20 protein-coding genes, 2 pseudogenes and 1 riboswitch are annotated in these 25,939 nt (G+C 62.2%); of the genes and pseudogenes, 15 read left to right on the top strand and 7 right to left on the bottom strand.

The genetic code is table 11. The features are described from left to right. Positions 1-249 precede the first annotated feature (249 nt). Both NRB16_RS19490 and dapA read left to right on the top strand, forming a co-directional pair. The gene (locus NRB16_RS19490; protein ID WP_253142230.1) at positions 250-1,059 is read left to right on the top strand and encodes a DUF6216 family protein; all 810 of its coding nucleotides are present in this window, start codon (positions 250-252) and stop codon (positions 1,057-1,059) included. A 420-nt stretch (positions 1,060-1,479) separates the two neighbouring features. Continuing rightward, the gene (gene dapA / locus NRB16_RS19495) at positions 1,480-2,358 is read left to right on the top strand and encodes a 4-hydroxy-tetrahydrodipicolinate synthase (protein WP_257106717.1); all 879 of its coding nucleotides are present in this window, start codon (positions 1,480-1,482) and stop codon (positions 2,356-2,358) included. A gap of 16 nt (positions 2,359-2,374) precedes the next feature. Here dapA and NRB16_RS19500 read toward each other — a convergent pair whose 3' ends face one another. From NRB16_RS19500 to NRB16_RS19510, 3 genes and pseudogenes are all read right to left on the bottom strand, one after another. Beyond that, positions 2,375-2,806, bottom strand: a complete 432-nt coding sequence (locus NRB16_RS19500; protein WP_231906620.1) for an NUDIX domain-containing protein — start codon at positions 2,804-2,806, stop codon at positions 2,375-2,377. Continuing rightward, a pseudogene (locus NRB16_RS19505) lies at positions 2,798-3,283 on the bottom strand (GrpB family protein); the annotation flags it as partial. The pseudogene NRB16_RS19505 and the gene NRB16_RS19500, both read right to left, overlap by 9 nt. Before the next feature lie 76 nt (positions 3,284-3,359). Next, positions 3,360-4,109 (bottom strand): 3-oxoacyl-ACP reductase family protein, encoded by a 750-nt coding sequence (locus NRB16_RS19510; protein ID WP_045491834.1) that lies wholly within the window; start codon positions 4,107-4,109, stop codon positions 3,360-3,362. 150 nt (positions 4,110-4,259) lie between these two features. Here NRB16_RS19510 and NRB16_RS19515 point away from each other — a divergent pair, with 150 nt between their 5' ends. The 9 genes from NRB16_RS19515 (at position 4,260) to urtE (ending at position 17,335) form a co-directional block, all read left to right on the top strand. Beyond that, the gene (locus NRB16_RS19515; RefSeq protein ID WP_257106718.1) at positions 4,260-5,180 is read left to right on the top strand and encodes a LysR family transcriptional regulator; all 921 of its coding nucleotides are present in this window, start codon (positions 4,260-4,262) and stop codon (positions 5,178-5,180) included. Between the two features lie 268 nt (positions 5,181-5,448). Then, positions 5,449-7,275: an allophanate hydrolase gene (gene atzF, locus NRB16_RS19520; protein WP_373568484.1), complete on the top strand. Its 1,827-nt coding sequence runs from the start codon at positions 5,449-5,451 to the stop codon at positions 7,273-7,275. Between the two features lie 10 nt (positions 7,276-7,285). Next, positions 7,286-10,915 carry an urea carboxylase gene (gene uca, locus NRB16_RS19525; RefSeq protein ID WP_257106719.1) on the top strand — a complete coding sequence of 1,210 codons (3,630 nt, stop codon included), beginning with the start codon at positions 7,286-7,288 and terminating at the stop codon, positions 10,913-10,915. Position 10,916: 1 nt separating this feature from the next. After that, on the top strand, positions 10,917-11,693 hold the full coding sequence (locus NRB16_RS19530; RefSeq protein WP_045491829.1) for a GntR family transcriptional regulator: 777 nt from the start codon (positions 10,917-10,919) through the stop codon (positions 11,691-11,693). Between the two features lie 14 nt (positions 11,694-11,707). Continuing rightward, positions 11,708-12,973, top strand: a complete 1,266-nt coding sequence (gene urtA / locus NRB16_RS19535; RefSeq protein ID WP_045491827.1) for an urea ABC transporter substrate-binding protein — start codon at positions 11,708-11,710, stop codon at positions 12,971-12,973. A gap of 103 nt (positions 12,974-13,076) precedes the next feature. Beyond that, entirely contained in the window at positions 13,077-14,648 is a 1,572-nt protein-coding gene (urtB, locus tag NRB16_RS19540) for an urea ABC transporter permease subunit UrtB (RefSeq protein WP_257106720.1), read from the top strand. After that, positions 14,648-15,727: an urea ABC transporter permease subunit UrtC gene (urtC, locus tag NRB16_RS19545; RefSeq protein ID WP_257106721.1), complete on the top strand. Its 1,080-nt coding sequence runs from the start codon at positions 14,648-14,650 to the stop codon at positions 15,725-15,727. Before urtB ends, urtC begins: the two co-directional genes overlap by 1 nt. Beyond that, complete coding sequence (urtD, locus tag NRB16_RS19550) at positions 15,724-16,587, top strand: urea ABC transporter ATP-binding protein UrtD (protein WP_144403322.1); 864 nt, start codon at positions 15,724-15,726, stop codon at positions 16,585-16,587. Before urtC ends, urtD begins: the two co-directional genes overlap by 4 nt. A gap of 49 nt (positions 16,588-16,636) precedes the next feature. Further along, positions 16,637-17,335 (top strand): urea ABC transporter ATP-binding subunit UrtE, encoded by a 699-nt coding sequence (gene urtE / locus NRB16_RS19555; RefSeq protein WP_045491821.1) that lies wholly within the window; start codon positions 16,637-16,639, stop codon positions 17,333-17,335. 133 nt (positions 17,336-17,468) lie between these two features. Here urtE and NRB16_RS19560 read toward each other — a convergent pair whose 3' ends face one another. Continuing rightward, positions 17,469-18,983: a methylenetetrahydrofolate reductase C-terminal domain-containing protein gene (locus NRB16_RS19560; RefSeq protein WP_257106757.1), complete on the bottom strand. Its 1,515-nt coding sequence runs from the start codon at positions 18,981-18,983 to the stop codon at positions 17,469-17,471. Positions 18,984-19,201: 218 nt separating this feature from the next. On the opposite strand from NRB16_RS19560, the pseudogene NRB16_RS19565 reads away from it, so the two are divergent. Both NRB16_RS19565 and cobF read left to right on the top strand, forming a co-directional pair. Beyond that, positions 19,202-20,311 (top strand): annotated as a pseudogene (locus NRB16_RS19565) (5-methyltetrahydropteroyltriglutamate--homocysteine S-methyltransferase); the annotation flags it as partial. A 71-nt stretch (positions 20,312-20,382) separates the two neighbouring features. Continuing rightward, positions 20,383-21,141 (top strand): precorrin-6A synthase (deacetylating), encoded by a 759-nt coding sequence (gene cobF / locus NRB16_RS19570; protein WP_045491819.1) that lies wholly within the window; start codon positions 20,383-20,385, stop codon positions 21,139-21,141. Positions 21,142-21,280: 139 nt separating this feature from the next. Here cobF and NRB16_RS19575 read toward each other — a convergent pair whose 3' ends face one another. Then, complete coding sequence (locus NRB16_RS19575) at positions 21,281-21,709, bottom strand: pseudoazurin (RefSeq protein WP_045491818.1); 429 nt, start codon at positions 21,707-21,709, stop codon at positions 21,281-21,283. Continuing rightward, on the bottom strand, positions 21,706-22,719 hold the full coding sequence (locus NRB16_RS19580) for an ABC transporter substrate-binding protein (RefSeq protein ID WP_045491817.1): 1,014 nt from the start codon (positions 22,717-22,719) through the stop codon (positions 21,706-21,708). The genes NRB16_RS19575 and NRB16_RS19580 overlap by 4 nt, the downstream gene beginning before the upstream one ends. A gap of 120 nt (positions 22,720-22,839) precedes the next feature. Then, positions 22,840-23,052, bottom strand: a riboswitch (cobalamin riboswitch). Between the two features lie 226 nt (positions 23,053-23,278). Between NRB16_RS19580 and NRB16_RS19585 the strand changes: the two genes are divergently transcribed. Continuing rightward, complete coding sequence (locus NRB16_RS19585) at positions 23,279-23,803, top strand: glyoxalase superfamily protein (protein ID WP_045491816.1); 525 nt, start codon at positions 23,279-23,281, stop codon at positions 23,801-23,803. 18 nt (positions 23,804-23,821) lie between these two features. Here NRB16_RS19585 and NRB16_RS19590 read toward each other — a convergent pair whose 3' ends face one another. Further along, a complete protein-coding gene (locus tag NRB16_RS19590; protein ID WP_257106722.1) occupies positions 23,822-24,736 on the bottom strand; it encodes a LysR substrate-binding domain-containing protein in 915 nt (304 codons plus the stop codon). Positions 24,737-24,829: 93 nt separating this feature from the next. On the opposite strand from NRB16_RS19590, the gene NRB16_RS19595 reads away from it, so the two are divergent. Next, the gene (locus NRB16_RS19595) at positions 24,830-25,888 is read left to right on the top strand and encodes a nitronate monooxygenase family protein (RefSeq protein ID WP_257106723.1); all 1,059 of its coding nucleotides are present in this window, start codon (positions 24,830-24,832) and stop codon (positions 25,886-25,888) included. The last annotated feature ends 51 nt before the right edge of the window (positions 25,889-25,939 follow it).

Consider the following 25,939-nt stretch of genomic DNA (forward strand, 5'->3'; position numbering starts at 1 on the left):
TGGGCTCTTTGGAAGAGCTAGCTCTCGTATCCCCGCACTGGAGTACGCAGGTAAGATCCGGAATCGTCCTCGCTGCATGAAATTGCCGCCCGGCCTGTCCTTGTCTGACAGTATATGGCGAGCAACAGGCGAACACGTTAGGTGCATCAGGTCTTGCCATGGACTTCAGAAGGTAAATAGGCTTTCTGTGGATGCGTTTAATGGGGGATTTCATTTGAAAATAGAAACGTTTTAATAGGGAGTACACCGGTGTCAAGCGAAGAGGCTCAGGCAAAAGTAATGGAGCAGGCAACCAGTCTGATAAGCGAGTGGAATCCATGGTTAGGGCTAGCGTTCACTGTGGGCATAATGACTTGGGCCATCATCCGCGCCAGATCTGCACACTTTCTCTTTGACAGACTCTGGCGATTCATCGGAGGGGGGGCGACAAGTGATGGGGATCTGGTCAGTGCATGGGCGGTTGTCAAGGACATGGAAGGTTTCAGATTCAGAACAGGCATCAATTTTTCTTCGAAGGAGGCGTTCCTCAAGACCCTGAAGTGGCTTGAAAGTCACCGTATGAACATCAGTGACCTGTCATTCGCGAAAGCTTGGATAGGTGATGAACCTTGGAAAGTAAAAGATCCTGAACTGAGCACCTGGAAGTACCTGATTTATACGGGTATCGGTTTTTTCTGGGTAGTAGGATTTCTCATGATGTCATTCGGGGCTCAGACAGAGGCGTTACTATCAGTCAAGAAAACCGGAACAATGTTCTGGACAGATGGTTTGAAGGCGACAGATTTTGCGCTTGACTGGAGCACACACGATTTCATTGTACTCAGGTCCGATTGTCAGCAGCCGGGGTTGGAAATAGACGGTGTCACCAAAGAAGATCTGGAGGTTATCTGCTCCAGCCTAAATGCCGCGGTTTCTGATGAGGTGAAGAGCATACTGCGGGAACAGCAGATCATGGGCTGGGTCTTGGGTACTGCGTTTTTTCTGGTTGTCTTGATGATCGTTCGATACTTGGCCAGCGCACGCATGGCGAAGAGATTAAGTGTACTTGCTGCTCCTTGACATGCTCGTGCTGCGCTATCAGACAGAGGTGGTTTCAGGCGGTCAGGATCCGGGGGTCTAAAGTTGTTAATCCCATTTCTGGCCGCACCTTGTCATGTTTTGGGTGAGACTTAATTATTTCGATTCGCTCTATTGACTTTGTTTGCCCGGCCCGCGCATGATCGCCGGGCAATCACTGCGCCACGGACTACCAATGCTTACCAGCTTTGACCATTCGCCGCTTTCCCGGGACTTCTGTCTTGCGGCGTGCGTGTGCGTGTCCGTTGCCAATAAATCCAAGAAACAGTCGCTCATTTGACCGGGGCGCGCTGTCCCGTCAGATGGGCTGACAGGACACCAAGGCGCCAGGCAGATACCCTCCCAGCACCCGCTCCCGCACCCTCCTGACGAGACCCGCCGGTCTACTCAAGGAGATTTTGCATGTCAGCTTTTCGTGGTATCTGGGTCGCTCTGGTCACACCCTTTCGTAACGATGAAATCGATTTTCCTGCCCTGCAGCACCTGGCTGGCAAGCTGCTCGACGACGGAGTCCGTGGTCTGGTGGTCTGCGGCACTTCCGGCGAGGCCGCAGCGCTCAGCCATACCGAGCAACTGGCGGTGCTCGATGCGGTGCTTGAGCGGGTGCCGGCCGATCAGGTCATCATGGGCCTGGCCGGTAACAATCTGCGCGAGCTGCTGGCCTTTCAACAGGACATCCAGCAGCGTGCACTGGCTGGCCTGCTGGTGCCGGCGCCGTATTACATCCGTCCGTCCCAGGCCGGGCTGGAGTTGTTCTTCCAGACCGTGGCCGATGCTGCCACGGTGCCGGTGGTGCTTTACGACATTCCTTATCGCACCGGCGTGCGCATCGAGCGCGAGACGATCCGGCGGATCGTGCGCCATCCGCGTATTGCAGCGGTCAAGGATTGTGGCGGCGACCTGGACACCACCACTGCACTGATCGCCGATGGCAACGCCGAGATTCTCACCGGCGAAGACCTGCAGATCTTCAACAACCTGTGCCTGGGCGGTGCCGGTGCGATCTCGGTGTCAGCGCATATTCGTGCCGACCTGTATGTGCAGATGCAGCGTCAGGTCGACAACGGTGAACTGGCCGCCGCCCGCGCGACCTTCTACCGTCTGCGCGAGTGGATGCAGGCGGCGTTCTGTGAACCGAACCCGGCGCCGGTCAAGGCTGCGCTGGCCCTGCAAGGCTTTATGACGCCCGAGTTGCGTGAGCCGATGCAAGGCTGTTCAGTGGCGACGCGGGAGCGTCTGGCTGATGTGCTGGCGCAACTGGACCTCAAGCCCCGGATCTGAAACCGGTCAAACAGCTTCAGTCGGGCAGGGCAGCGGTCCTGCTCCTGATCTGTTGCAGGGCTCGCTGGTACACCGGGTGGCAGGGTTCAGGCAGATCTTGCTCCAGTGGTTGCCAGAAAAACTCAAAAACCCGGCCGCCATCGTCCGCGGTGGTAAAGCGCCAGTGCTCCGGCACTGGCCCGACAGCTTCGCAGCACTGCAAAGACCACAGTTGCCCATCAACGCCGCAAGGCCAGACGCCCAGGTCGCATTTGATTCGGGCGCCGGTAAGCCCCGATTCTTCCGCGAGTTCGCGCACGGCCGCCTGGGCTGCTGACTCATCAGGTTCAATACTGCCTTTCACCAGTTGGTAGCCGGCCAGCGGGTGCCGGAACGCAAGGATCTGCACTTGTTCGCCCTGGCGCCGCAACAGCACCGGGCAAGCCTTGCCCGGCTTGTCCAATAGCATCTCAATGAACGGCGCCTTGCCGGCCAGGTATTGGCCCATACCGGCCGTGTTACTCGCTTCGAGTTCGAGCTTGAGCGCTTGATAACGCTGGCGCAGTACCGCGTCCGCACGCAACAGGTCGCGAAACCGCAGCACCCGTTCAATCTGCGGATGACCGGTTACGCAGATGTGCAATTTGTGAGTGCGCACACCGTCGACATTGCGGCGATAAAAGTGATGCCCCGGCGTAAGGTCACTGCCGCGTACATAGCCGAGCCCGGCCAACACGGCATCACGCTGAGCTTCGTTACAGTGTTCACGGACTTCGATCAGTACGTCGATTTCCGGCTTGGCAGCCAGCCCTTCGACGGCGGTGCTGCCCAGATGGTGGGTGGCAACATGCTCAGTACCGAAGGCTGCCGCAATCTGTTCAAGGGTTGCCTTAAACAGCGCTGGCCAGCGATCGTCGTAGGGGGTAATGGTGCTGGTGAGTGCCATGCTGCGTCCTTGTATCGGCGGCGCATAAGAAGCGGGCGCGATAGTAACGGCTCAGCGCGCATGGCGCACCTCTGTTTCAGGCCGCAAAGCCACCATCAATGGTCAGGTTGGCACCGGTGATATAGCCCGCTTCCGGCCCGGCCAGGTAGGCGACAAACCCGGCGATCTCTTCGGCGCTGCCGTAGCGGTCCAGTGCCATCAGGCCCAGCAGGCCTGGCGCCATTTCACCGTTGGCGGGGTTCATGTCGGTGTCCACCGGGCCGGGTTGTACGTTATTGACGGTGATGCCCCGTGACCCCAGATCACGGGCCATGCCTTTGACCAGACCGATAAGCGCCGACTTGCTCATGGCGTAGGTGGCCCCCCCTGCGAAGGGCACGCGCTCGGCATTGGTGCTGCCAATATTGATGATTCGCCCGCCAGTGCCCATATGTTGCAGCGCCGCCTGGCTGGCGACAAACACGCTGCGCACGTTGATCGCCAGGGTGCGGTCGAAGTCGGCCAGCGGCAGCTCTTCGACCGAACCCAAAGCCAGTACACCTGCGTTGTTGACCAGAATGTCGATCCGGCCAAAGGCTTCTGCTGTTTGTGCGACCGCCTCAATCACCGCTTCGGCGTCGGCGCTGTCAGCCTGGATGGCCAGCGCTTTGCCGCCAGCGGCAATGATTTCGTCCTCCAGCGCCTGGGCTTTGCTGGCCGAGCTGACGAAGGTGAAGGCGACGCTGGCGCCCTCGGCGGCGAGGCGTTTGACGATGGCTGCGCCGATGCCGCGTGAGCCGCCTTGAACCAGAGCGACTTTGCCGGCGATTGAAGGGCAATGAGTCATGGTTGTTCTCCTGAAAGGGTCAGGGCGATGCGCCCCGCAGTGAGTCAAGTATTGCGGGTGAATTACCAGCCCGGTAGACCATTAATCGCATGCTCTGAGTAAACCAGAAGTTTATGATCAGGCTGTGTTTGTCTTCTGCAAGGATCGGCCATGGAAACCTTTGGCAGCATCGAGAGCTTTATCCGGAGTGCCGAAGCCGGCAGTTTCGCCGAGGCCGCGCGGCGGCTGGGGCTGACTTCCGCTGCGGTCGGCAAAAATGTCGCTGGGCTGGAAGCGCGGCTAGGCGTGCGGCTGTTTCTGCGCAGCACCCGCCGGCTGACCCTGACCGAGGCAGGGCGACGCTTTCTTGATGAGGTCGGTGGCAGTTTTGGTGTGATCCAGAATGCCGTGGCTAACCTGGCCAGCGCCGAAGGCCAGCCCGCCGGTACGCTCAAAGTGAGCATGGGCCTGATATTCGGGCGGCTTTATGTGCTGCCGCTGCTGGGTGAGTTTTTGCAGCAGTACCCGGCGATTGTCGCTGACTGGCATTTCGATAACCGTCAGGTCGACCTGATCGGCCAGGGCTTCGATGCCGCCATCGGTGGAGGATTCGAACTGCCGCCTGGTGTGGTGGCGCGCAAGCTGGGGCCGGCGCATCGCATCCTGGTCGCCGCCCCGGAGTATCTGCGCCAGAACCCGGTCGAACACCCGGATGATCTTGAAAACGCCGCCGGCATCCTGATTCGCTCACCACAGACCGGCCGGGTACGCAACTGGCCGTTGACCCACCGTAATCAGGAACAGTGCCCGCTACGCCTGAAGCCGCGCATGACCCTGAGCGATTCCGAAGCCGCCTGCGCCGCCGCCGAGCAGGGCCTTGGCATCGCGCTGGTGAGCCTGCCGTTTGCCTTGCCGTACCTGGAACGTCAGCGTCTGGTACGGGTACTGCCAGACTGGTATGTCGACGATGGCAATATTTCCCTGTACTACGCCGAGCACAAACTGTTGCCGGGCAAGACCCGCGCGTTCGTCGATTTTCTGCTGGAGCGGTTCAAGGCGCAGGGGTTGGCGCAGCGGTTCAGCGCCGTTTGAGGCCGTGACCATCGGGGCGCGACAAGCCCCGCCGTTCAGGGTGGGGAAGGAGTGCCACAGAGCAAGCGCTTGAGCGGCAGCTCAGCTAGCTCCCGCAGGTTAACTACAAGGCCGCTGCACCACGAGCAGGCAGGCTGCGCAATAAGCGTGCGACTGGTCCGTGCAGAAACTCCAAAATCCCCCTTGTTATAAAGCTAAGTGACTGAACTTAAAGCGTTTATAAGACCTGGCACTCACGTTGCAATACAGATCCCAACTTGGATACAAGATGGAATCTCAGCATATGTCCCAGGCTTCTGCGCTTTACACCTTGGCTGATTGGCAACAGGCCTATCGCGACGCTCTGCAACCCGGCGCCTTGCTGCATGAGCTGCGCAACCGCTTGAGTGAAGACGACACGGCGTGGATCAGCCGGGTCAGTGCCGAACAGCTCGATGCGCAACTCGATCAGTTGCAGGCCCGGCTGGAGGCCGCGGGTGGGGATCGTAGTGCGCTGCCGTTGTACGGCGTGCCGTTCGCCATCAAGGACAACATTGATGCGGCCGGTTGGCCGACCACCGCCGCGTGCCCAGAGTTTGCCTATGCTGCGCAAACCGATGCCACGGTTGTGGCGCGGTTGCGCGCTGCCGGTGCGGTGTTGATGGGCAAGACCAATCTGGATCAGTTTGCCACCGGTCTGGTCGGCACCCGTTCGCCCTATGGCGCGGTGCCCAACAGTTTTGATCCGGACTACGTCAGCGGTGGTTCGAGCTCGGGCTCTGCCAGCGTGGTTGCCCGTGGCCTGGTGGCGTTTTCGCTGGGGACTGACACCGCAGGTTCTGGTCGGGTGCCGGCGGGCTTCAATAACATTGTCGGTCTCAAACCGACCAAGGGTCTGCTGCCCAACACCGGTTTGGTGCCGGCTTGCCGCACTGTCGACTGCATCTCGATCTTCGCCCTGACCGTCGATGACGCCGAAACCGTGCTCAAACTGGCCAGCGGTTATGACGCCGCCGACCCCTACAGTCGGCACAACCCCAACAGCGCGCCAGTCGCAATCGGCGCCAGGCCCAAGCTGGCAGTCCCGGCAACCCTGGAGTTCTTTAGCGACGAGCAGAGCAGGGTGCAGTTCCAGCAAGCGCTGGACCGGCTTCGCCAGTCAGGTGCCGAAATCAGCGAAATCGACTTCACCCCATTTAGCCGGTTGGCCGAGCAGTTGTATCTGGGCCCGTGGGTGGCTGAGCGAACCGTCGCGGTTGAAGGCGTGGATCCTGCGGCAATCGACCCGGTGGTACGCGGTATTGTCGAGGGCGGCAAACGCTACAGTGCCTGCGACGCCTACAAGGCTGAGTACCTGCGCGCCGAGCTGTCGCGGCAGATCAATGACAGCCTGGCCGGCTTCGATGCGCTGGTGGTTCCGACCGCGCCGACCATCCGCCGTATCGCCGAGATGGCCGAGGAGCCGGTGCTGTTCAACAGCCAGTTCGGCACCTACACCAACTTCACCAACCTGGCCGACCTCTCGGCGCTGGCCCTGCCTGCCGGGCTGCGCGATGACGGCTTGCCGGCCGGTATCACCTTGCTGGCGCCGGCCTGGCACGACCTGGCGCTGGTCAGCCTGGGCAAGCGCTGGCAGCAGGCCCAAGACCTTACCTTGGGCGCCACTGGCGCTGCGAAGCCTGCGCCTGCACCAGCCCTGCAAGCGCCGGGCTGTGTGCGTCTGGCAGTGGTCGGTGCGCACCTGACCGGCATGCCGCTGAACTTCCAGCTCACCCAGCGCAACGCAGTGCTGGTCGAGCAGACCCTGACCGCCAGCGATTACCGGCTGTATGCGTTGCCCGGCACCGTACCGCCCAAGCCTGGGCTGGCGCGCTCTGCCAGCGGTGCACCGATCATCGTCGAGCTGTGGGACATCCCGCTGGCGCGCTTTGGCGAGTTCGTCGCCGAAATTCCGCCGCCGCTGGGCATTGGCAACCTGCAACTGGCTGATGGCCGTTGGGTCAAGGGCTTCATCTGCGAACCGCTGGCGCTGCACAGCGCTACCGACATTACCGAACTCGGCGGATGGCGGGCATTCATTGCCAGCCGCAACAGCACACCCACCCCCAACGTCTGAGGCGCCTGTCATGTTCAATACCGTATTGATCGCCAACCGTGGCGAGATCGCTGTGCGTGCCATCCGCACCCTCAAGCGTCTGGGCATCAAGAGCGTGGCGGTGTATGCCGATGCCGACCGCAATGCGGCGCATGTGCGCGACGCCGATGTGGCGATTGCCCTGGGCGGCGACAAACCTGCCGACAGCTACCTGCGTATCGACAAGATTCTCGCCGCCGCCAAGCAAACCGGTGCCCAGGCGATCTATCCGGGTTACGGCTTTCTGTCTGAGAGTGCCGAGTTTGCTGACGCCTGCGAGCAGGCCGGGATTGCCTTTGTCGGCCCGACCGCCGGCCAGATCCGTGAGTTTGGCCTCAAGCACCGTGCCCGTGAGCTGGCCGGCCAAGCCCAGGTGCCAATGGCCCCCGGCACCGGTCTGCTCGACAGCCTGGAGCAGGCGGTGCAAGCGGCGGAGCAGATCGGTTACCCGGTAATGCTCAAGACCACTGCCGGCGGCGGTGGTATTGGCCTGACTCGCTGTGCTGATGAGCCAGCGCTGCGCAGCGCCTATGACAGCGTCAAACGCATGGGCGAGCAGTTTTTCAGTGATGCCGGGGTGTTCCTTGAGCGCTTCGTCGATAAGGCCCGGCATGTCGAAGTGCAGATTTTTGGTGATGGTCAGGGGCAGGTGGTGGCCCTCGGCGAGCGCGATTGCTCGCTGCAACGGCGCAACCAGAAAGTGGTGGAAGAGACCCCCGCGCCCAACTTGCCCCAGGCCACCCGCGAGCGCCTGCATGCCGCCGCCGTGCAACTGGGGCAGTCAGTGGCTTATCGCAGTGCCGGCACCGTAGAGTTCATTTATGACCCTGCGCGGGACGATTTCTACTTTCTGGAGGTCAACACCCGCCTGCAGGTCGAGCACCCGATCACCGAGATGGTCACCGGCCTTGACCTGATCGAATGCATGCTGCAAGTCGCCGCCGGCAGCCCGCTGGATTGGGCAGCGCTGCGACGCGCCCCGCAAGGCGCAGCCATTGAAGTGCGGCTGTACGCCGAAGACCCGCTGAAGAACTTTCAGCCGAGCCCCGGTGTATTGACCGACGTGTACTTTCCGGACGATGTGCGGGTCGATGGCTGGGTCAGCACCGGCAGTGAAGTGTCGGCGTTCTATGACCCGATGATTGCCAAGCTGATCGTCAGGGGCGAGGACCGCGCCGATGCCATGGCGCGGATGCAAGCTGCACTGGCCGCGACCCGGCTGCACGGCATTGCCAGCAACCTCGACTATCTGCGCCAGGTGGTGGCCGACCCGCGGTTTGCCCGTGGTGATGTCTGGACCCGGCTGCTCGACGATTTCACTTTCAAGGCCAGTGTCATTGAAGTGCTGGAGCCGGGCACCTATTCCAGTGTTCAGGACTATCCAGGGCGGCTGGGCTACTGGGACATTGGCGTGCCGCCGTCAGGGCCCATGGACGATCAGGCGTTTCGCCTGGCCAACCGGATTGTCGGCAACCATGTCAGTGCCGCGGCGCTGGAGTTCACTCTGCAAGGGCCGACCTTGCGCTTTCACAGCGCAGCCCTGATCGCCCTGACCGGTGCCGATTGCCCGGCCACGCTGGACGGCGAGCCGGTCGCCTACTGGCAGCCGGTTTCCGTACAGGCCGGCCAGGTGCTCAAGCTTGGGCGTGCGCAATCGGGTTGCCGCACGTATCTGGCCGTGCGCAACGGTCTGGATGTACCGCTGTATCTGGGCAGCCGCTCGACCTTCGCGCTGGGCCAGTTCGGCGGGCATGCCGGGCGCACGTTGCGCACCGCCGACATGCTGGCCATCTCGCAGCCGGAACTGGCCGGCTGCACCACCCCGGCGCCGATCAGTGCGCCGCAGGCAGTGCATGCCAGCCTGATTCCGCACTACGGCAATGAGTGGGAAATCGGCGTGCTCTATGGCCCGCACGGAGCGCCGGATTTCTTTACCGCACAATCGATCGAGGCGTTCTTCGCCGCCGAGTGGGAGGTGCATTACAACTCCAACCGTCTTGGCGTGCGGCTGTCCGGTCCCAAGCCCGACTGGGCGCGCAGCGATGGCGGCGAGGCGGGCCTGCATCCCTCTAACGTGCATGACTGCGAGTACGCGATCGGCGCGATCAACTTCACCGGTGACTTCCCGGTGATCCTCACCAAGGATGGCCCGAGCCTGGGCGGGTTTGTCTGCCCGGTGACCATCGCCAAGGCCGAGCTGTGGAAGATCGGCCAGGTCAAACCCGGCGACAAGCTGCGCTTCAAACCCATCGGTTTTCAGCAGGCGCAGAGTTTGGAGCAGGCACAACTGGGCAGCCTCGAAGCCCTGGCCGCGATCAGCGCCGTGCCGTTGCCAGCCCCGGCCCTGCAACCGGCCGACACCGCGTCGGCGACCATTCTCGCCGAGCTGCCGGCCAGCGGCTCACGGCCACGGGCGGTGTATCGCCAGGCCGGTGACGCCTACATTCTGCTCGAATACGGCGACAACGTGCTGGACCTGGCGCTGCGGCTGCGCGTGCACCTGTTGATGGAAGCCCTCAAGGCCCGGCCGCTCAAGGGCCTGGAAGAGCTGGCGCCCGGCGTGCGTTCGTTGCAACTGCGCTACGACAGCCGCGTGCTGCACCAGAAGAGCCTGCTGGAGCACCTGCTGATGCTCGAAGAGGGGCTGGGCGACGTCTCGCAGCTCAAGGTGCCGACCCGGATCATTCATCTGCCGATGGCCTTCGAAGACAGCGCGACCCTCGGCGCCGTCCAGCGCTACCGCGAGACGGTGCGCAGTGAAGCACCGTGGTTACCGAATAACGTGGACTTCTTGCAGCGCATCAATGGCCTGGACAGCCGCGAGCAGGTGCGTGACATCCTGTTCCAGGCCAGCTACCTGATTCTGGGGCTGGGCGACGTGTACCTCGACGCCCCTTGTGCGGTGCCGCTGGACCCGCGCCACCGGTTGCTCAGCTCCAAGTACAACCCGGCGCGGACCTTCACCGCCGAGGGCACGGTGGGCATCGGCGGCATGTACATGTGCATCTACGGCATGGACTCGCCCGGCGGCTATCAGCTGGTGGGCCGTACCCTGCCGATCTGGAACAAGTACGTGAAGAACCCGCAGTTCGCCAACGGCCAGCCATGGTTGCTGCACTTCTTTGACCAGGTGCGTTTCTACCCGGTCAGCGAAGCTGAACTCAATGAACAGCGCGAGGCGTTTCGTGAAGGCCGTGGCCAGATCCGCATCGAGCACAGCGAATTCGACTTCGCCGAGTACCAGCGCTTGCTGGCCGACAACGCCGAGAGCATTGCCGAGTTCCAGAGCCGGCAGAAGGCGGCGTTCGACAGCGAGGCGCAGTTGTGGCACGACGATGAGCCGCCGGTACTCCGAGCGGCGGCCGACAGCGAGGCTGATGCGCAGGACTATGAAGGCCATCTGGTCAGCGCCGAAATGTGCGGCAGTGTCTGGAAGGTGTTGGTCGAGCCGGGTCAGCACGTCGAGGCCGGTACGCCCCTGCTGGTGGTCGAGGCGATGAAGATGGAGCTGTCGGTGATCGCACCGGTGTCCGGAGTGGTCAAGGCCGTGCGTTGCCAGCCCGGCAAGGCGATCACGCCGGGCGATGCGCTGGTGTGGCTGGAACCGGGTGAGGCGGCCTGACATGCAACTGTCCAGCACCGTCATGCGCAGCAAGGAACGCCCGGAGAATCTGGCCGAGCGGATCTATGCGCAGCTCAAGGACGACATCTTCGAGTTTCGCCTGCTGCCGGGTGACCGCTTTTCCGAAGGCGAAGTCGCCGAGCGCATGGCGGTCAGCCGCACCCCGGTGCGCCAGGCGCTGTATCGCCTGGAGCGCGAAGGTTACCTGGAGGTGTATTTCCGCAGCGGCTGGCAGGTGCGGCCATTTGATTTCGAGCATTTCGAAGAGCTTTACGATCTGCGCATCGTGCTGGAACTCGAAGCGGTCAAGCGCCTGTGTGACTGGCCGCGTGCAGAGCTACCGCCACTGCTGGCGCAACTGGCCGAGACCTGGATGGTCGCGGCCGATCAGCGCCTGACTGACGGCAGCGCCGTGTCGCGGCTGGACGAGCAGTTTCACTGCCACTTGCTGGAGGCGGCCGGCAATCGCGAGATGGCGCGGATTCATGCCCAGGTCAGCGAGAAAATTCGCATCATTCGCCGGCTGGATTTCACCCAGGGGCCGCGCATCGAGCTGACCTATCAGGAACATGCACTGATTCTGGAGGCGATCCTCAAGCGCCGCTGCGAGCAGGCACAGTCGTTATTGAAGACCCACATAGAGGTCAGCAAGGCCGAGGTCCGCAAGGTCACTCTGCATATGTTGCACACCGCCCGCCAGCGTTCGCTGGCGGCAGGTAGCAAGCAAGAACATTTCGCGTCTGCCCACCACAAGCCAACTGTTGACTCAACAATATGATGGGGGATTCATCCATGCGTCGTCGTAGCCTGATCAAAGCCTTTACCTTGTCTGCATCCATTGCCGCCATGGGCCTGAGCTGGACTGTACAAGCCGCCGAAACCATCAAGGTCGGTATCCTGCATTCGTTGTCCGGAACCATGGCGATCTCCGAGACCTCGCTCAAGGACATGGCCCTGATGACCATCGACGAGATCAACGCCAAAGGCGGTGTCAACGGCAAGCAACTCGAAGCCGTGGTCGTCGACCCGGCCTCGAACTGGCCGCTGTTCGCCGAGAAGGGCCGCCAGTTGCTGACCCAGGACAAGGTCGCGGTGGTGTTCGGCTGCTGGACCTCGGTGTCGCGCAAATCGGTGTTGCCGGTGTTCGAAGAACTCAACGGGTTGCTGTTCTACCCGGTGCAGTACGAAGGCGAAGAAATGTCGCCCAACGTGTTCTACACCGGTGCCGCGCCAAACCAGCAGGCGATTCCGGCAGTCGAGTACCTGATGAGCGAAGACGGCGGGGCGGCCAAGCGTTACTTCCTGCTCGGCACCGACTACGTCTACCCGCGCACCACCAACAAGATTCTGCGCGCTTTCCTGCATTCCAAAGGCGTCAAAGACAGCGATATCGAAGAGGTCTACACCCCGTTCGGCCATAGCGATTACCAGACCATTGTCGCCAACATCAAGAAGTTCTCCGCCGGCGGCAAGACCGCCGTGATCTCCACGGTCAACGGCGACTCCAACGTGCCGTTCTACAAAGAACTGGCCAACCAGGGCCTGAAAGCCACCGACGTGCCGGTGGTGGCGTTCTCGGTGGGCGAAGAAGAGCTGCGCGGCATCGATACCAAACCGCTGGTTGGCCATCTGGCAGCCTGGAACTACTTCCAGTCGGTTGATAACCCGGTGAACAAGAAGTTTGTTGCCGACTGGCAGGCCTACGCGAAGAAGAAAAACCTGCCGGGCGCCGACAAAGCGGTGACCAACGACCCTATGGAAGCCACCTACGTGGGTATTCACATGTGGGCACAGGCGGTGGAAAAAGCCAAATCCACCGATGTCGACAAGGTGCGTGAAGCCATGGCCGGGCAGACCTTCGCTGCGCCGTCGGGCTTCACCCTGACCATGGACAAGACCAACCACCACCTGCACAAGCCGGTGATGATCGGCGAGGTCGAGGATAACGGCCAGTTCAGTGTGGTCTGGCAGACCCAGGAGCCGATCCGCGCCCAGCCATGGAGCCCGTACATTCCCGGCAACGACAAGAAGCCTGACCACGCGGTGAAGAGCCACTGATACACGCCGGTACTTGTGGGAGCGACCTCGGTCGCGAAGCTTTCAAGGCTTCGCCGCTAAAGCGGCTCCTACACAGCCCTGTCCAATCTACAGGTCACTTATCATGCCCAACTTCTTTCACCGCTTGATGCTGATCTGTGCACTGCTGCTGCCCTTGGGCGCGCAGGCCGGGGAGGCCGACGACTTTGTTGCCGGCAACTCCGCCGCGCAGGCCGACCTGCTCGAAGCCTGGTCAGTGCAACCGCTCGGTGAGCGACTGCCCTGGCTTGAAGCCTTGCGTGACGGCCGGGTGGCGGCCGACAGCAGCAAGCGCGCATTTATCGACAACAACGGCCAGTACAGCGCCGTGGACGGCGGTCCGGCAGCGGCCGACGAGCCGCGTAAACTGCGCCTGAACAATCGCCTGCGCGGGCTGGTCGACACCGCGCTGGCCAGTCATCAACTGATGAGTAACGATGCCGCAGTGCGGCTGGCCGCTGCGCAGCATCTGCAACGCAATGCCCGCCCGGCACAACTGGCGTTGCTCAGCCAGAGCCTGACCCGCGAGTCCGACAGCCAGGTATGGAACGCCCTGAACCTGGCGCTGGCCAACCTGCAATTGACCGACAGCAGCCCCACCGTGCGGCTGGCGGCGGTGCGGCTGTTGGGCGAAACCGGTGAGCCGCTGGCGCGCACCCGGCTTGAGGCGCTGCTGGAACCGGGCGTGGAGCCCGACGCCAGCGTACGCATTGCCGCGCAGACCAGCCTGGCGCAGGTCAAGCGCAAGCTGTTGATGGGCGACCTGCTTGGCCAGGCGTTTACCGGGTTGTCGCTGGGTTCGATCCTGCTACTGGCCGCATTGGGCCTGGCGATCACCTTCGGTTTGTTGGGGGTGATCAACATGGCCCACGGCGAGATGCTCATGCTCGGTGCCTATACCACCTACTGTGTGCAGGTGCTGTTCCAGCAGTACGCGCCCGATGCGCTGGCGTATTACCCGTTGCTGGCACTGCCAGCGGCCTTCTGTGTCACGGCGTTGATCGGCATGGCTCTGGAGCGCACGGTGATCCGTCATCTGTATGGCCGCCCGCTGGAAACCCTGCTGGCGACCTGGGGCATCAGCCTGATGCTGATCCAGGCGGTACGTCTGATTTTCGGCGCGCAGAACGTCGAAGTTGCCAACCCCGGCTGGCTGTCGGGCGGGATTCAGGTGTTGCCCAATCTGGTGCTGCCGTACAACCGGATCGTGATCATCGGCTTTGCGCTGTGCGTGGTCGCGCTGACCTGGCTGTTGCTGAACAAGACCCGGCTGGGCCTGAACGTGCGCGCTGTGACCCAGAATCGCAACATGGCGGCCTGCTGCGGCGTGCCCACCGGGCGGGTGGACATGCTCGCCTTTGGCCTGGGCTCGGGGATCGCAGGGCTCGGCGGCGTGGCGCTCAGCCAGATTGGTAACGTTGGTCCGGACCTTGGCCAGGGCTACATCATCGACTCGTTCCTGGTGGTGGTGCTTGGCGGGGTCGGGCAACTGGCTGGCAGTGTCAGCGCCGCGTTTGGCCTGGGTGTGCTCAACAAGATTCTCGAACCGCAGATTGGCGCCGTGCTGGGCAAGATCCTGATCCTGGCGCTGATCATTCTGTTTATCCAGAAGCGTCCGCAAGGCCTCTTCGCGCTCAAGGGAAGGGTGATCGACTGATGAACCAGCCATTGATGATGACCGCCGCGCAGAAGGCCGGCCCGAAACTCACCCTGCTGATCGGCGGCGTGCTGCTGGCGGTGCTGCTGGCCATGCCGATGCTGTCGCTATTGCCTGCCGAACACCCGTTGCAGGTTTCGGCTTACACCCTGACTCTTGTCGGCAAGATCCTTTGCTACGCCATTGTTGCGCTGGCGCTGGACCTAGTGTGGGGGTATGCAGGAATGCTGTCGCTGGGCCACGGATTGTTCTTCGCGCTGGGCGGCTACGCGATGGGCATGTATTTGATGCGCGAAGCGGCCGGTGATGGCCTGCCGGCGTTCATGACCTTCTTGTCATGGACCGAACTGCCCTGGTACTGGGCCGGTACCGATAACTTTCTCTGGGCCCTGTGCCTGGTGGTTCTGGCCCCCGGCCTGTTGGCATTGGTGTTCGGTTTCTTCGCCTTTCGTTCGCGGATCAAGGGCGTGTACTTCTCGATCATGACCCAGGCGCTGACCTTCGCCGGCATGCTGTTGTTTTTTCGTAACGAGACCGGCTTTGGCGGCAATAACGGCTTTACCAGCTTTCGCAGCATCCTGGGCTTTTCGATCAGCGCGCCGGGCACCCGTGCGGTGCTGTTCCTGGCCACCGTGTTGCTGCTGGCCGGCTGCCTGTATGTGGGCTGGCGGCTGGCGCAGAGCAAGTTCGGTCGGGTGCTGACCGCGCTGCGCGATGCGGAAAACCGGCTGATGTTCTGCGGTTACGACCCGCGCGGTTTCAAGCTGTTCATCTGGGTGCTCAGCGCGGTGATGTGCGGGCTGGCCGGGGCCTTGTACGTGCCGCAAGTGGGGATCATCAACCCCAGCGAAATGTCACCGACCAACTCGATCGAGGCGGCGGTGTGGGTGGCATTGGGCGGGCGCGGCACCCTGATCGGGCCACTGCTCGGTGCCGGGCTGGTCAACGGCATGAAGAGCTGGTTCACCGTGGCCTTCCCTGAATACTGGCTGTTCTGCCTGGGCGCGCTGTTCATCGTCGTCACCCTGTACCTGCCCAAGGGCGTGATCGGCCTGCTGAAGAAAAGGAGCGAATCATGATTGCCAGCCACGCAAACCCGGCCTTCATGCTGGAGCCGATTCTGGATCCCAACAGCGACGCCGGCACTGGCCGAGACGCGCTGGGTCTGGGTAACAGTGCCGGGCCCGGCCTCAACACCCGGCACGGTACGATCCTGACCCTGGAAGACATCAGCGTCAGCTTCGATGGCTTCAAGGCGCTGAATAATCTCAACCTGTACATCGGGGTCGGTGAACTGCGCTGCATCATCGGCCCTAACGGCGCGGGCAAAACCACCTTGATGGACGTCATCACCGGCAAGACCCGACCCGGTCAGGGCACGGCCTGGTTCGGCGAAACTCTGGACCTGACCCGCATGAGCGAAGTGCAGATCGCCCAGGCCGGCATCGGCCGCAAGTTCCAGAAACCCACGGTGTTCGAAGCGCTGAGCGTGTTCGAGAACCTGGAGCTGGCGCTCAAGACCGACAAGTCGGTGTGGGCCAGCCTCAGGGCCCGCCTGAACGGCGAGCAACGCACGCGCATCGACGAGGTGCTGGACACCATTCGCTTGAGCGCGTCACGGGATCGCCCGGCAGGCTTGTTATCGCATGGCCAGAAGCAGTTTCTCGAAATTGGCATGTTGCTGGTCCAGGACCCGCAATTGCTGTTGCTCGATGAACCGGTGGCGGGCATGACCGATGCCGAAACCGAGTTCACTGCCGAGCTGTTCAAGCGCCTGGCCGGCAAACACTCGCTGATGGTGGTCGAGCACGACATGGGCTTTGTCGGTGCGATTGCCGACCACGTCACGGTACTGCATCAGGGCAGCGTGCTGGCCGAAGGCGCGCTGGCCGATGTACAGGCTGACGAGCGGGTGATCGAGGTTTATCTGGGGCGCTGACGCGCCGGCTTCAAGCAGAGACTTGCCGCTGCAATTTCGAGGAATCCACATGCTCCAAGTAAGCGACTTGCATCAATACTACGGCGGCAGCCATATCCTGCGCGGCCTGTCGTTCCAGGCCAACGTCGGCGAAGTGACCTGCCTGCTGGGCCGCAACGGCGTCGGCAAAACTACCCTGCTCAAGGTGCTGATGGGTCTGTTGCCAGCCCGCGAAGGCGCGGTGCAATGGGAGGGGCAGAACATCAACAGCCTCAAACCGCACCAGCGAGTCCAGGCCGGGATTGCCTATGTGCCGCAGGGCCGGGAAATCTTCGCCCGGCTGACGGTCGAGGAAAACCTGTTGATGGGCCTGTCGCGTTTTCCCGGCAGTGAGGCGAAAGAAGTCCCGGCCTTTATCTACGAACTGTTCCCGGTGCTGCTGCAAATGAAGCAGCGCCGTGGCGGTGATTTGTCTGGCGGCCAGCAACAGCAACTGGCCATCGGCCGTGCCCTGGCCAGCCGCCCTCGGCTGTTGATCCTCGACGAGCCCACCGAAGGCATCCAGCCATCGGTGATCAAGGAGATCGGCGCAGTCATCAAGCGCCTGGCCGAGCGGGGCGACATGGCCATTGTGCTGGTCGAGCAGTTCTACGACTTTGCCGCCGAGCTGGCCGACCAGTATCTGGTCATGTCGCGCGGTGAGATTGTCCAGCAGGGCCGGGGCGAGCACATGGAGGCGCACGGGGTGAGGGGGCTAGTGACCATCTAAATCTTTAGTGTCTGGCCCGGCCCCTTCACGACCAAGGTCGTTCCCACCTTATTTCAGATTAGAATTGAGGTGGGAACGACCTTGGTCGTGAAGAGGCCGGTAAAGTCACAGCATTTGCTGCGAATGTACCGCTTTATTTGCTAGCAACCGGAGCGTCGACCGGCTCTTGCGAGCGCCGGGTTTCTATCAACTGGGGGCTTTGCACCGAGGGCACTGCATCCTCAAACCACTGCGGCCAGGAGCTGCGATGCCGGGTCTCGACCGGGATGCAGGCAAGCAGCCGGTCGCTCAGCACGTCGGTTTGCTGCACGGTCTTGGCGATGCGGTACTTGATGCTGTGGATGCATTCGCGGTCGCCAAACTCGCAGCGGTTGAGCTTTGTGCCGCCGCACGGCCCGTTGGCCAGGCCTTTGGGGCAAGTCTCGGGGCACACGTAGAGGGTGTCTTGCAGGCGGCAGCGGCCACAGCTATCGCAGCCAACCATAGGGCGTTTGGCACTGCGCTCCAGGCGGTGCAACAGGCGCGCACCACCCGCCGTCGCGCACACTGGCCGCCGCACGGCCCAGCCAAATGCCCGGCTCAGCCAGGTGGTGCGGCTGAATAGCTGGTGATGCAGGGCGTCCATCAGGTGGTAACGCAGCTGCTCTTTGTTGCTGGCTCTGGCCTGCGATTGACCCGGTTGCCAGGTTTCGCCGGCCGGCTGAAAGCTCACCGGTGCCAGCCCCGGCATCTGCCAACTGGCCTGCCAGGCGCTGGACCATTGTTCAAGGTCGGTAATCTGCGCCTGCCAGTCGTTGACCGCCTGCTCCAGCGCGTGCATTTGCGTGGCGTCGTGTACGCCAGAGAGCTCCACTGCGGCATAGCCCATCAGTTTCAGGCCGACAATCTGCAACCCCAGGCGGCTGATACTGCGCTGTTGAGCGAACGCTTTCGAGACTTCGGCCTCGGCGTTCACCGCCTCCAGCATCGAGGGGCTGACCACCGTCCCGGCCACATGCTCGAGCATTCTGGCCCGGCCTGCCGTCAAGGCCATGACACAGGCCAGCATTGGCTTGGGCGAGGGTTGGCGGCGCATCCAGGCCAGGGCTTCGAGATGCTTTTGCGCATCGAAGCCCAGTTGCAGGCTGAGAAAATCCGCACCGGCCTTGAGCTTTTTCTCAGCCTTGAAATACTGCGCGCCGCTTTCTTCTTCGCGGTACTTGAACGGGTTCAGCGCCGCGCCCAGCAGCCAGTGCGGGCGCGCCTGCCGGGCGATCATCAAGGCCGATACCGATTCCAGGTAACGCACCGGCTGCTGGCCCGGCTCATGGCCGGGCAGCCGGTCGCCGGTGACGATGAACAACTGCTCAAGACCCAGATTGTCGATGCGTTCGAGCTGACCGAGTAGGTCAGCGCGCTCGCGGTCCTTGCCGGAAAAATGCACCAGCGCCGGCACCGGACGCGACAGGCGGCTGTAGGCATCCAGCGGCGTCAGGTCGAAACGGCTGCCGACCCGGTCGGCAATCGTGCCGAGCAACGGCCAGCCGCAGAAATCGCCGCGCTGCATCAGCGTCTCGAACGATTCGAAGCTTTTCGCGGTGGGCTTGGGCACGAATTCGACGAGGCAAACGAAAGGCTGCTCGTTAAGGGCCTGCTTGAGGCTGATCATCATGTCGCTACCGGTAGGTCAAGGCGCTTATTGTCGACTGGTGGCGTGGGTGCCTGTTGTCTGAGAGCGACATGGCGAGAACGGCCAAGCGGCGATTGAGCAGGGGATAAATGCGAATATGAGAAAAACTCTAGTTCATCTCAAATTATATGAGTTTGTCTCAGTCGCTGCGCTTGCCGACAATTGGCCATCGAATATCTGCACCGAAGGATTGCACCATGGCCCTGGCACATAATCTGGGTTTTCCGCGCTCTGGCCGCGACCATGAACTGAACAAGGCGCGTGAGGCCTTCTGTAACGGCGAGCTCGACGAAGCCGGGTTGCGTGCCAAAGGCCGAGCGTTGCGTAGCGCGCACTGGCAAATGCAAAAGGGGGCCGGTATCGAGCTGTTGCCGGTGGGTGATTTCGCCTGGTACGACCAGGTGCTGAGCCACTCGCTGATGTTCGGCGTGGTCGCGCCGCATGTACGTAGCAAAGGCGAATTCAGGCCGACGTTACAGACGTTGTTCAGCATGGCCCGTGACGCCACTGCCGACGACATGAGCCGGTGGTTTGACACTCAGGAGCACTATCTGGTCCCTGAGTTCAGCGCCGATCAAGCGTTTTCCCTGAGCTGGGAGCAGTTGTTCGAAGAAGTCGACGAAGCCCATGCGCTGGGGTATGCGGTCAAACCGGTGGTGATCGGCCCGCTGACTTACCTGTGGCTGGGCAAGGCCAAGGACCAGGCGTTCAACAAACTGGAACTGGTCGACCGCCTGCTGCCGCTGTATGGCCAGATCTTTCAGCGCCTGGCTGCCCAGGGTGTCGAGTGGGTGCAGATCGATGAGCCGATCCTGGTGCTCGACCTGCCGCAGGAGTGGAAAAATGCCTATGAGCGCGTCTACAACCTGCTGCAGCGCGAACCGCTGAAGAAGCTGGTCGCCACTTATTTCGGTGGCCTGGAAGACAACCTTGGCCTGGCCGCCGGATTACCGGTCGATGGCCTGCACATCGACCTGGCCTGTGCCCCGGCCCGTTACCCGGTGATTCTCGACCGCTTGCCGGCATACAAGATCCTGTCGCTGGGGCTGGTCGACGCTCGCCAGCCGCAACGCTGCGATCTGGACCGGGCGCTGGCGCTGTTGCGCCATGCTCACGAAAGGCTTGGTGAACGCCTGTGGGTCGCGCCATCGTGCTCGTTGCTGCACGGTCCGGCCGCCGCAGCCGGTGATGGCCTGCCTGATGCCGGACGGCACGGCGGGCTGGCCAGCGCCGTGCAAAAGTGCGCTGAGGTTGCCGTGCTGGCCAAGGCGCTCAACTGGCCAGAGTCTGTCACCGCGACCCCGGCACAGAGCTGCGCGGCCTAAGCGTGGCCGCTTGAAGCCCAAAGGTTCCGGTGGTTGTGCTGGCTGGAGGTGTCATGAAAACCATCCTGATCATTGGCATCGGTGCCGGCAACCCGGACTACCTCACTGTCCAGGCCGTTAACGCGCTGAATCAGGTGGATGTGTTCTTCCTGATGGATAAAGGCCTGAGCAAGGGCAAGCTCAATCAGCTGCGGCGGGACATCTGCGAGCGTTACATCAAGGACCGTGACTACCGCATGGTCGAAGCGCCGAGCCCGTCACGGGCAGGTGACGCTGAGGATTACCGGCAGAGCGTCGCTGAACTCAATGCGGCCAAACAGTTGGTCTTCGAGCGGCTGATTGACGAAGAGCTGCAAGACGGGCAGTGCGGGGCGTTTCTGGTCTGGGGCGATCCGTCGTTGTATGACAGCACGATCCGTATCATCGAGGCCATCAGCCGGAGCGGGCGTCACGCGCTGGATTATCAGGTGATTCCCGGCATCAGCAGCGTCCAGGCCCTGGCCGCACAGCACAAGGTGGCACTCAACAATATAGGTCGCTCGATCGCGATCACCCCCGGGCGGCTTGTGGCCGAAGGCTTTGCCGATAATGTCGACAGTGTGGTGGTGATGCTCGATGCCGGGAATGGCTTGCACAGCCTGGTTGACCAGGATCTGGAGGTCTACTGGGGCGCTTACCTGGGCACGGAAGATGAAATCCTCGTTTCAGGCAAGCTGCATGATGTGGTTCAAGACATTGAGCGGCTGCGTGAGCAGGCCAGGGCAGCCAATGGCTGGATCATGGATACCTGCCTGCTTAAACGGCCTGAATGACCGGCCGGGCGGCGATCCGCTTTAGCCGGGAAGCCTTCGCGGCTAAAGCCGCTCCTACGGGATAATGCCGATCAGTTAAGGGCGGCGCGGCCCGGTGGGAGTCGGCTCAGCCGACGAATGCAATGGCGCGTCCACCAACTTAGCGTGAAGCCCGCAAATTCTGCAGTTGCGTAGCAAAACGCTCTTTGGCCCGCGCCGGCAGGTCATCTGGCAGACCCGCCTGGCTATTTGCTTCACCCACCTGAATCAGCATGACCATGCCCATCGCCAGATGCGGAATGCACTGCACGCCGTACAGGCCCGGCACGCTGAAAGTGTGTTCGAACGGCTTGTTCAACGGGCTTTTGAAGGCATCGGCGCCCTGCGGTAGCAGGCCCGTCAGGCTGGCCGCGTTATGGCCGCTCTGGGTGGGCAGGAAGCGCACCGTGTCACCGGCAGCGATGTGCAGGTGATCCGGTTCATAGACCATGGCGCCCTCGGCGCCACGGGTGAGCATTTTGACTTCCCAGACTTCTGCTGTCGCTGGCAGTGCGATACCGAGCAGCAGCCAGCAGGCCAAACGTCTCATGGCTGTTCGGCCTTGCCACTGGCAAACGCGCTGGCCAGGGTTTCCAGGCCACGGAACAGGCGCACACCAGCCTGCATGGCGTCAGCGTCGAGGATGATGATGCGGTTGTTCTTCACCGCATCCATGTTTTTGGTCACCGGGTCTTTGTGGAGAAACTCCAGCTTTTTCTGGAAGTCATCCGCCGGGAAACGCCGACGGTCCATGCGCGCAATGATGATCCAGGTCGGGTTGGCCTTGGCCAGGGTTTCCCAGCCCACGGTTGGCCATTCTTCACTGGACTCGACCACGTTGCGCACGCCCAGGGTCTGCAGCATGAAGTCGGCAACACCCTGGCGACCGGCGACGTACGGGTCGATTTCCAGGTCAGCGCTGGAGAACCAGAACACCGCACTGGTGTTGCTCAGGTCCTTGCCGGCCAGTTGACGGGTGGCGTTGTCCAGGCGTCCCTTCAGCTCGGTGTTCAACTGCTGGCCACGCTCCTGCACATCGAAAATCTCGGCCAACTGGCTGACGCTTTTATAGATGGTGTCGATCTGGAAGTTTTGCGTGCGGGTGCCGTCGGCGCCGACCAGGTTGTCCTTGCCCTCACAGTCCGAAGGTAGCAGGTAGGTGGGGATCTTCAGGTCGCTGAATTGCTCGCGGGTGCCGACCACCCCTTGGGGGCCGACCATCCACTCGAACTGCACGGTCAGCAGTTGCGGCCGCTTGCCGATCACCGCCTCGAAGCTCGGATCGTTGTCGGCCAGGCGCTCGACCTTGTCGTTCTGCGCCTTGAACTCCGGCAGCACATTGTTGAACCACAACGAGGTGCCCACCAGTTTGTCGCCCAGCCCCAGCGAATAAAGAATTTCCGTGCCGGCCTGGCCGATGGTGACGGCGCGCTCGGGAGCCTGGGCGAAAGTCTGTGGCTTGCCACAGTTATCGATGGTCAACGGGTACTGGGTGGCGGCGGCCTGGGCCAGACCGGCAAGGCTGAACGTGGCGGCCAGGGTGATAAGGCGAGCGAGCATGCTGCGGTACTCCTGTCGAAGCTGCACAAAGGCAGGCGCCCGGACAGGCATCGATAAGCCCCATAAGCACAGGGCTGCACCCGGAGCCGGGCGCGGATGTCCATCCCGGACACCCCGCCGGTTGGTTGATTTTTTGCCGGCAGGTCTCCTGACTGGCGCGTCCTGGCCCGGCTCCGGCCTTCCCGGATCGTGTGACCCAGTGGCATCGTGGAGCAGGCTCGGCACCTACAGTTGCGGGGGCAGTTCCGGTTCGCGGGTCAGATGGCCGAGCTACCTGATGAGCGACGGATTCCCTATTAATTCCTGGTGGAAACCGGCGAGCGGCATGGTAGGGCATCGGGCTGTAAAGCGAAAGGTCAGGGCCGGTGCCACGGCGGGTTCCCCGCACGTCTGGCAAGGTGTAGCATCAGCACCGGCCTGATGCTGCCCGCCGCTCGCCCTGCGTCTTCTACCGGCCAGGAAGGTGAAAGCATCGCTGTACACACCCAACCCTATCGCTGCTTTCAAGCGTCGAGGCTTGGCAATGCGGGCACCGGACTGCCTTGACCGGAGAGCTGTGATGATCACCATTGAACAGGCCAAACAAATGGCCAAGCGCTTGCGCGCTGCGTTGCCCGATAGCGTACTTTCGCATAGCGCCGCGCTGGAACTGGTCGCCCAACAGTTGGGTTACAAGGACTGGAATGTTGCGGCAGCGCGGCTGCCCGAGCAGTCTGCACCGGCCGCGATCAGCTTCGCCAAACCAATCCCGATCCTGCGCAGCTTCGACGAAGCCAAGGCGCGGGAGTTCTATCTGGATTTCCTGGGTTTCAGTGTCGAGTTCGAACACCGCTTCGAGCCAGGCCTGCCGCTGTACCTGGGTATCGTACGCGATGGCCTGCAACTGCACTTGTCCGAACACCATGGCGATGCCAGCCCCGGCGCGACCATTTTCATTCCGATGCAGGGTGTCGAGGCGCTGCGCGATGAGCTGCACGCCAAGCAATACGGCTACGGACGCCCGCAAATCGTCGAGCAGGCCTGGGGGCGGCTGCTGGAAGTGCATGACCCGTTCGGTAACCGGTTGAGGTTCTGCGAAGACTGATACAGCGCTTTCGCGACCCTAGTCATGAAGCGGTTGCACTCTGTTCGCGGCTGAAGCCGCTCCTGCATGGTGCCGAATTATTTCGGCAAAACGTTCAAATGCCGGTGTGGCATAGCCCCGTCGCCACACCAGCCAGGTCGTGCGGCTGCCGAGGTCCAGAGTCGGCAACTGCACCGGGTATTGGCACAGTTGCAAGACGCTGCGCGGCAGCACCGTCACCGCCGCACCTGCGGCCACACAGGCCAGCATGGCGTGATAAGAGCCCAATTCCTGAAACTGCCAGCGCGGATCATTGGCCGTTTGCAGCGCCTGCTCGGCCAGCGCCCGATACGTGCAACCGGATTTGAACGCCGCCAAGGTGCGAGTGCGTACCTGAGCAGGTTTTTGCACTTCAGCCTCGCTGGCTGGCAGCAGGAGCAGCAGTTGTTCTTGCCAGAGTTGCATGCCTTGCAAGCCGCTGGTGGCCATCGCCAGTTCATCGTTCAAATCTTCGGGCAAGGCCACGAACGCACAGTCGAGCAAGCCCTGACGCAACTGCTCGAGCAGCACCACCGAGGGGCCGGTGCTGATCAGTAAACGGGTCTGCGGATAAGCCAGGCTGTAGGCGGCCAGCGGCTCAGGCAAGCGACTGGCGGCGGTGCTTTCCATGCTGCCGACCCGCAGGCTGCCGCCCTCGGCGCTGCCGTTGAGCATCTGCCGTGCTTCATCCTCCAGCGCCAGCATGCGCCGGGCGTAGCTCAGGAACTGCTGGCCGGCCGGCGACAGCGCGATGCGTTTACCACTGCGAATGAACAGCTCGGTGGCAAGCTCTGCTTCCAGTTGCTGGATGCGCGTGGTGACATTCGAGGCCGCTCGACCCAGGCGCGCGGCGGCGCGAGTGATGCTCAGCTCGGCGGCCACAGCGTCGAAAATGCGCAGGCTTTCCAGATCCAATTAAATTCACCATTGAAGAATAATGTGATTATATTATTCTCAATATGATAATTATCAATCGCCGTTTTACTTGAGCATCCGGTGGAGCCGATCATGAGTTTTGCTAACGCATTTACTGCCCGGCTGGGCACCCATCCGATCATCCAGGCACCCATGGCCGGAGTTGCCACGCCTGAACTGGCAGCGGCGGTATCGAATGCAGGTGCGCTGGGCTCGTTGGGCATCGGCGCCAGCACGGTGGCCCAGGCCCGGCAGATGATCGAGCAGACCCAGGCACTGACCGACCGGCCATTCAACGTCAATGTGTTCTGTCATGCGCCCGCCGTGCGCGATGCTGCGCGCGAGCAGGCCTGGCTCAGGCACTTGCAGCCATTGTTCGATGAATTTGCAGCCGAGCCGCCGGCAGCCTTGGCAGAGATTTACAAGAGCTTTGCCGCCGATGATCAACTGTTCGAGATGTTGCTCGACACACGCCCGGCGGTGGTCAGTTTTCATTTCGGCCTGCCGTCTGGGGCGCAACTGCAAGCGTTCAAACAGGCCGGGATTTACACATTGGCCAGTGCCACCAATCTGCCCGAGGCACTGCAGATCCAACAGCTGGGCTTTGATGGCATCGTTGCTCAAGGCATCGAGGCCGGCGGGCACCGCGGGATGTTCGACCCGCAGGCGGTTGATGAGCGGTTGAGCACTTCGGTGCTGGTGCGGCTGCTGGTCAAGCACATCGACCTGCCGATCATTGCCGCTGGCGGCATCATGGACGGCCAGGGGATTCGGGCTGCGCTGGATCTAGGGGCGGCTGCCGCGCAACTGGGTACGGCTTTTATCCTCTGCCCCGAGTCGGCGGCCAACCAGGGTTATCGCGCCAATCTGAAAAGCCCGCGCGCGGCTGTGACCCGCCTGACCGCCACGCTGTCCGGGCGTCCGGCGCGGGGCATCGTCAATCGGTTTATCGAGCATGCCGAGCGGGGCGGTGTGCAGCCTGCGGCTTATCCGCTGGCCTATGATGCGGCCAAGCAGCTCAATGGCGCAGCGGCCAGGGCCGGCAGCGATGAGTTTGCTGCGCATTGGGCCGGGCAGGGCGCACCGCTGGCCCGCGAGCTGCCGGCCCGCGAACTGGTTGAGTTGCTGGTGCAGGAGTGGCAAGGCCTGTAGGCGCGAGCTTGCTCGCGAAGGCGGCGGTACATTCGCTGCATTGCATCGTTG

The sequence above is a fragment of the Pseudomonas sp. LJDD11 genome (assembly GCF_024584215.1).
GTDB lineage: Bacteria > Pseudomonadota > Gammaproteobacteria > Pseudomonadales > Pseudomonadaceae > Aquipseudomonas.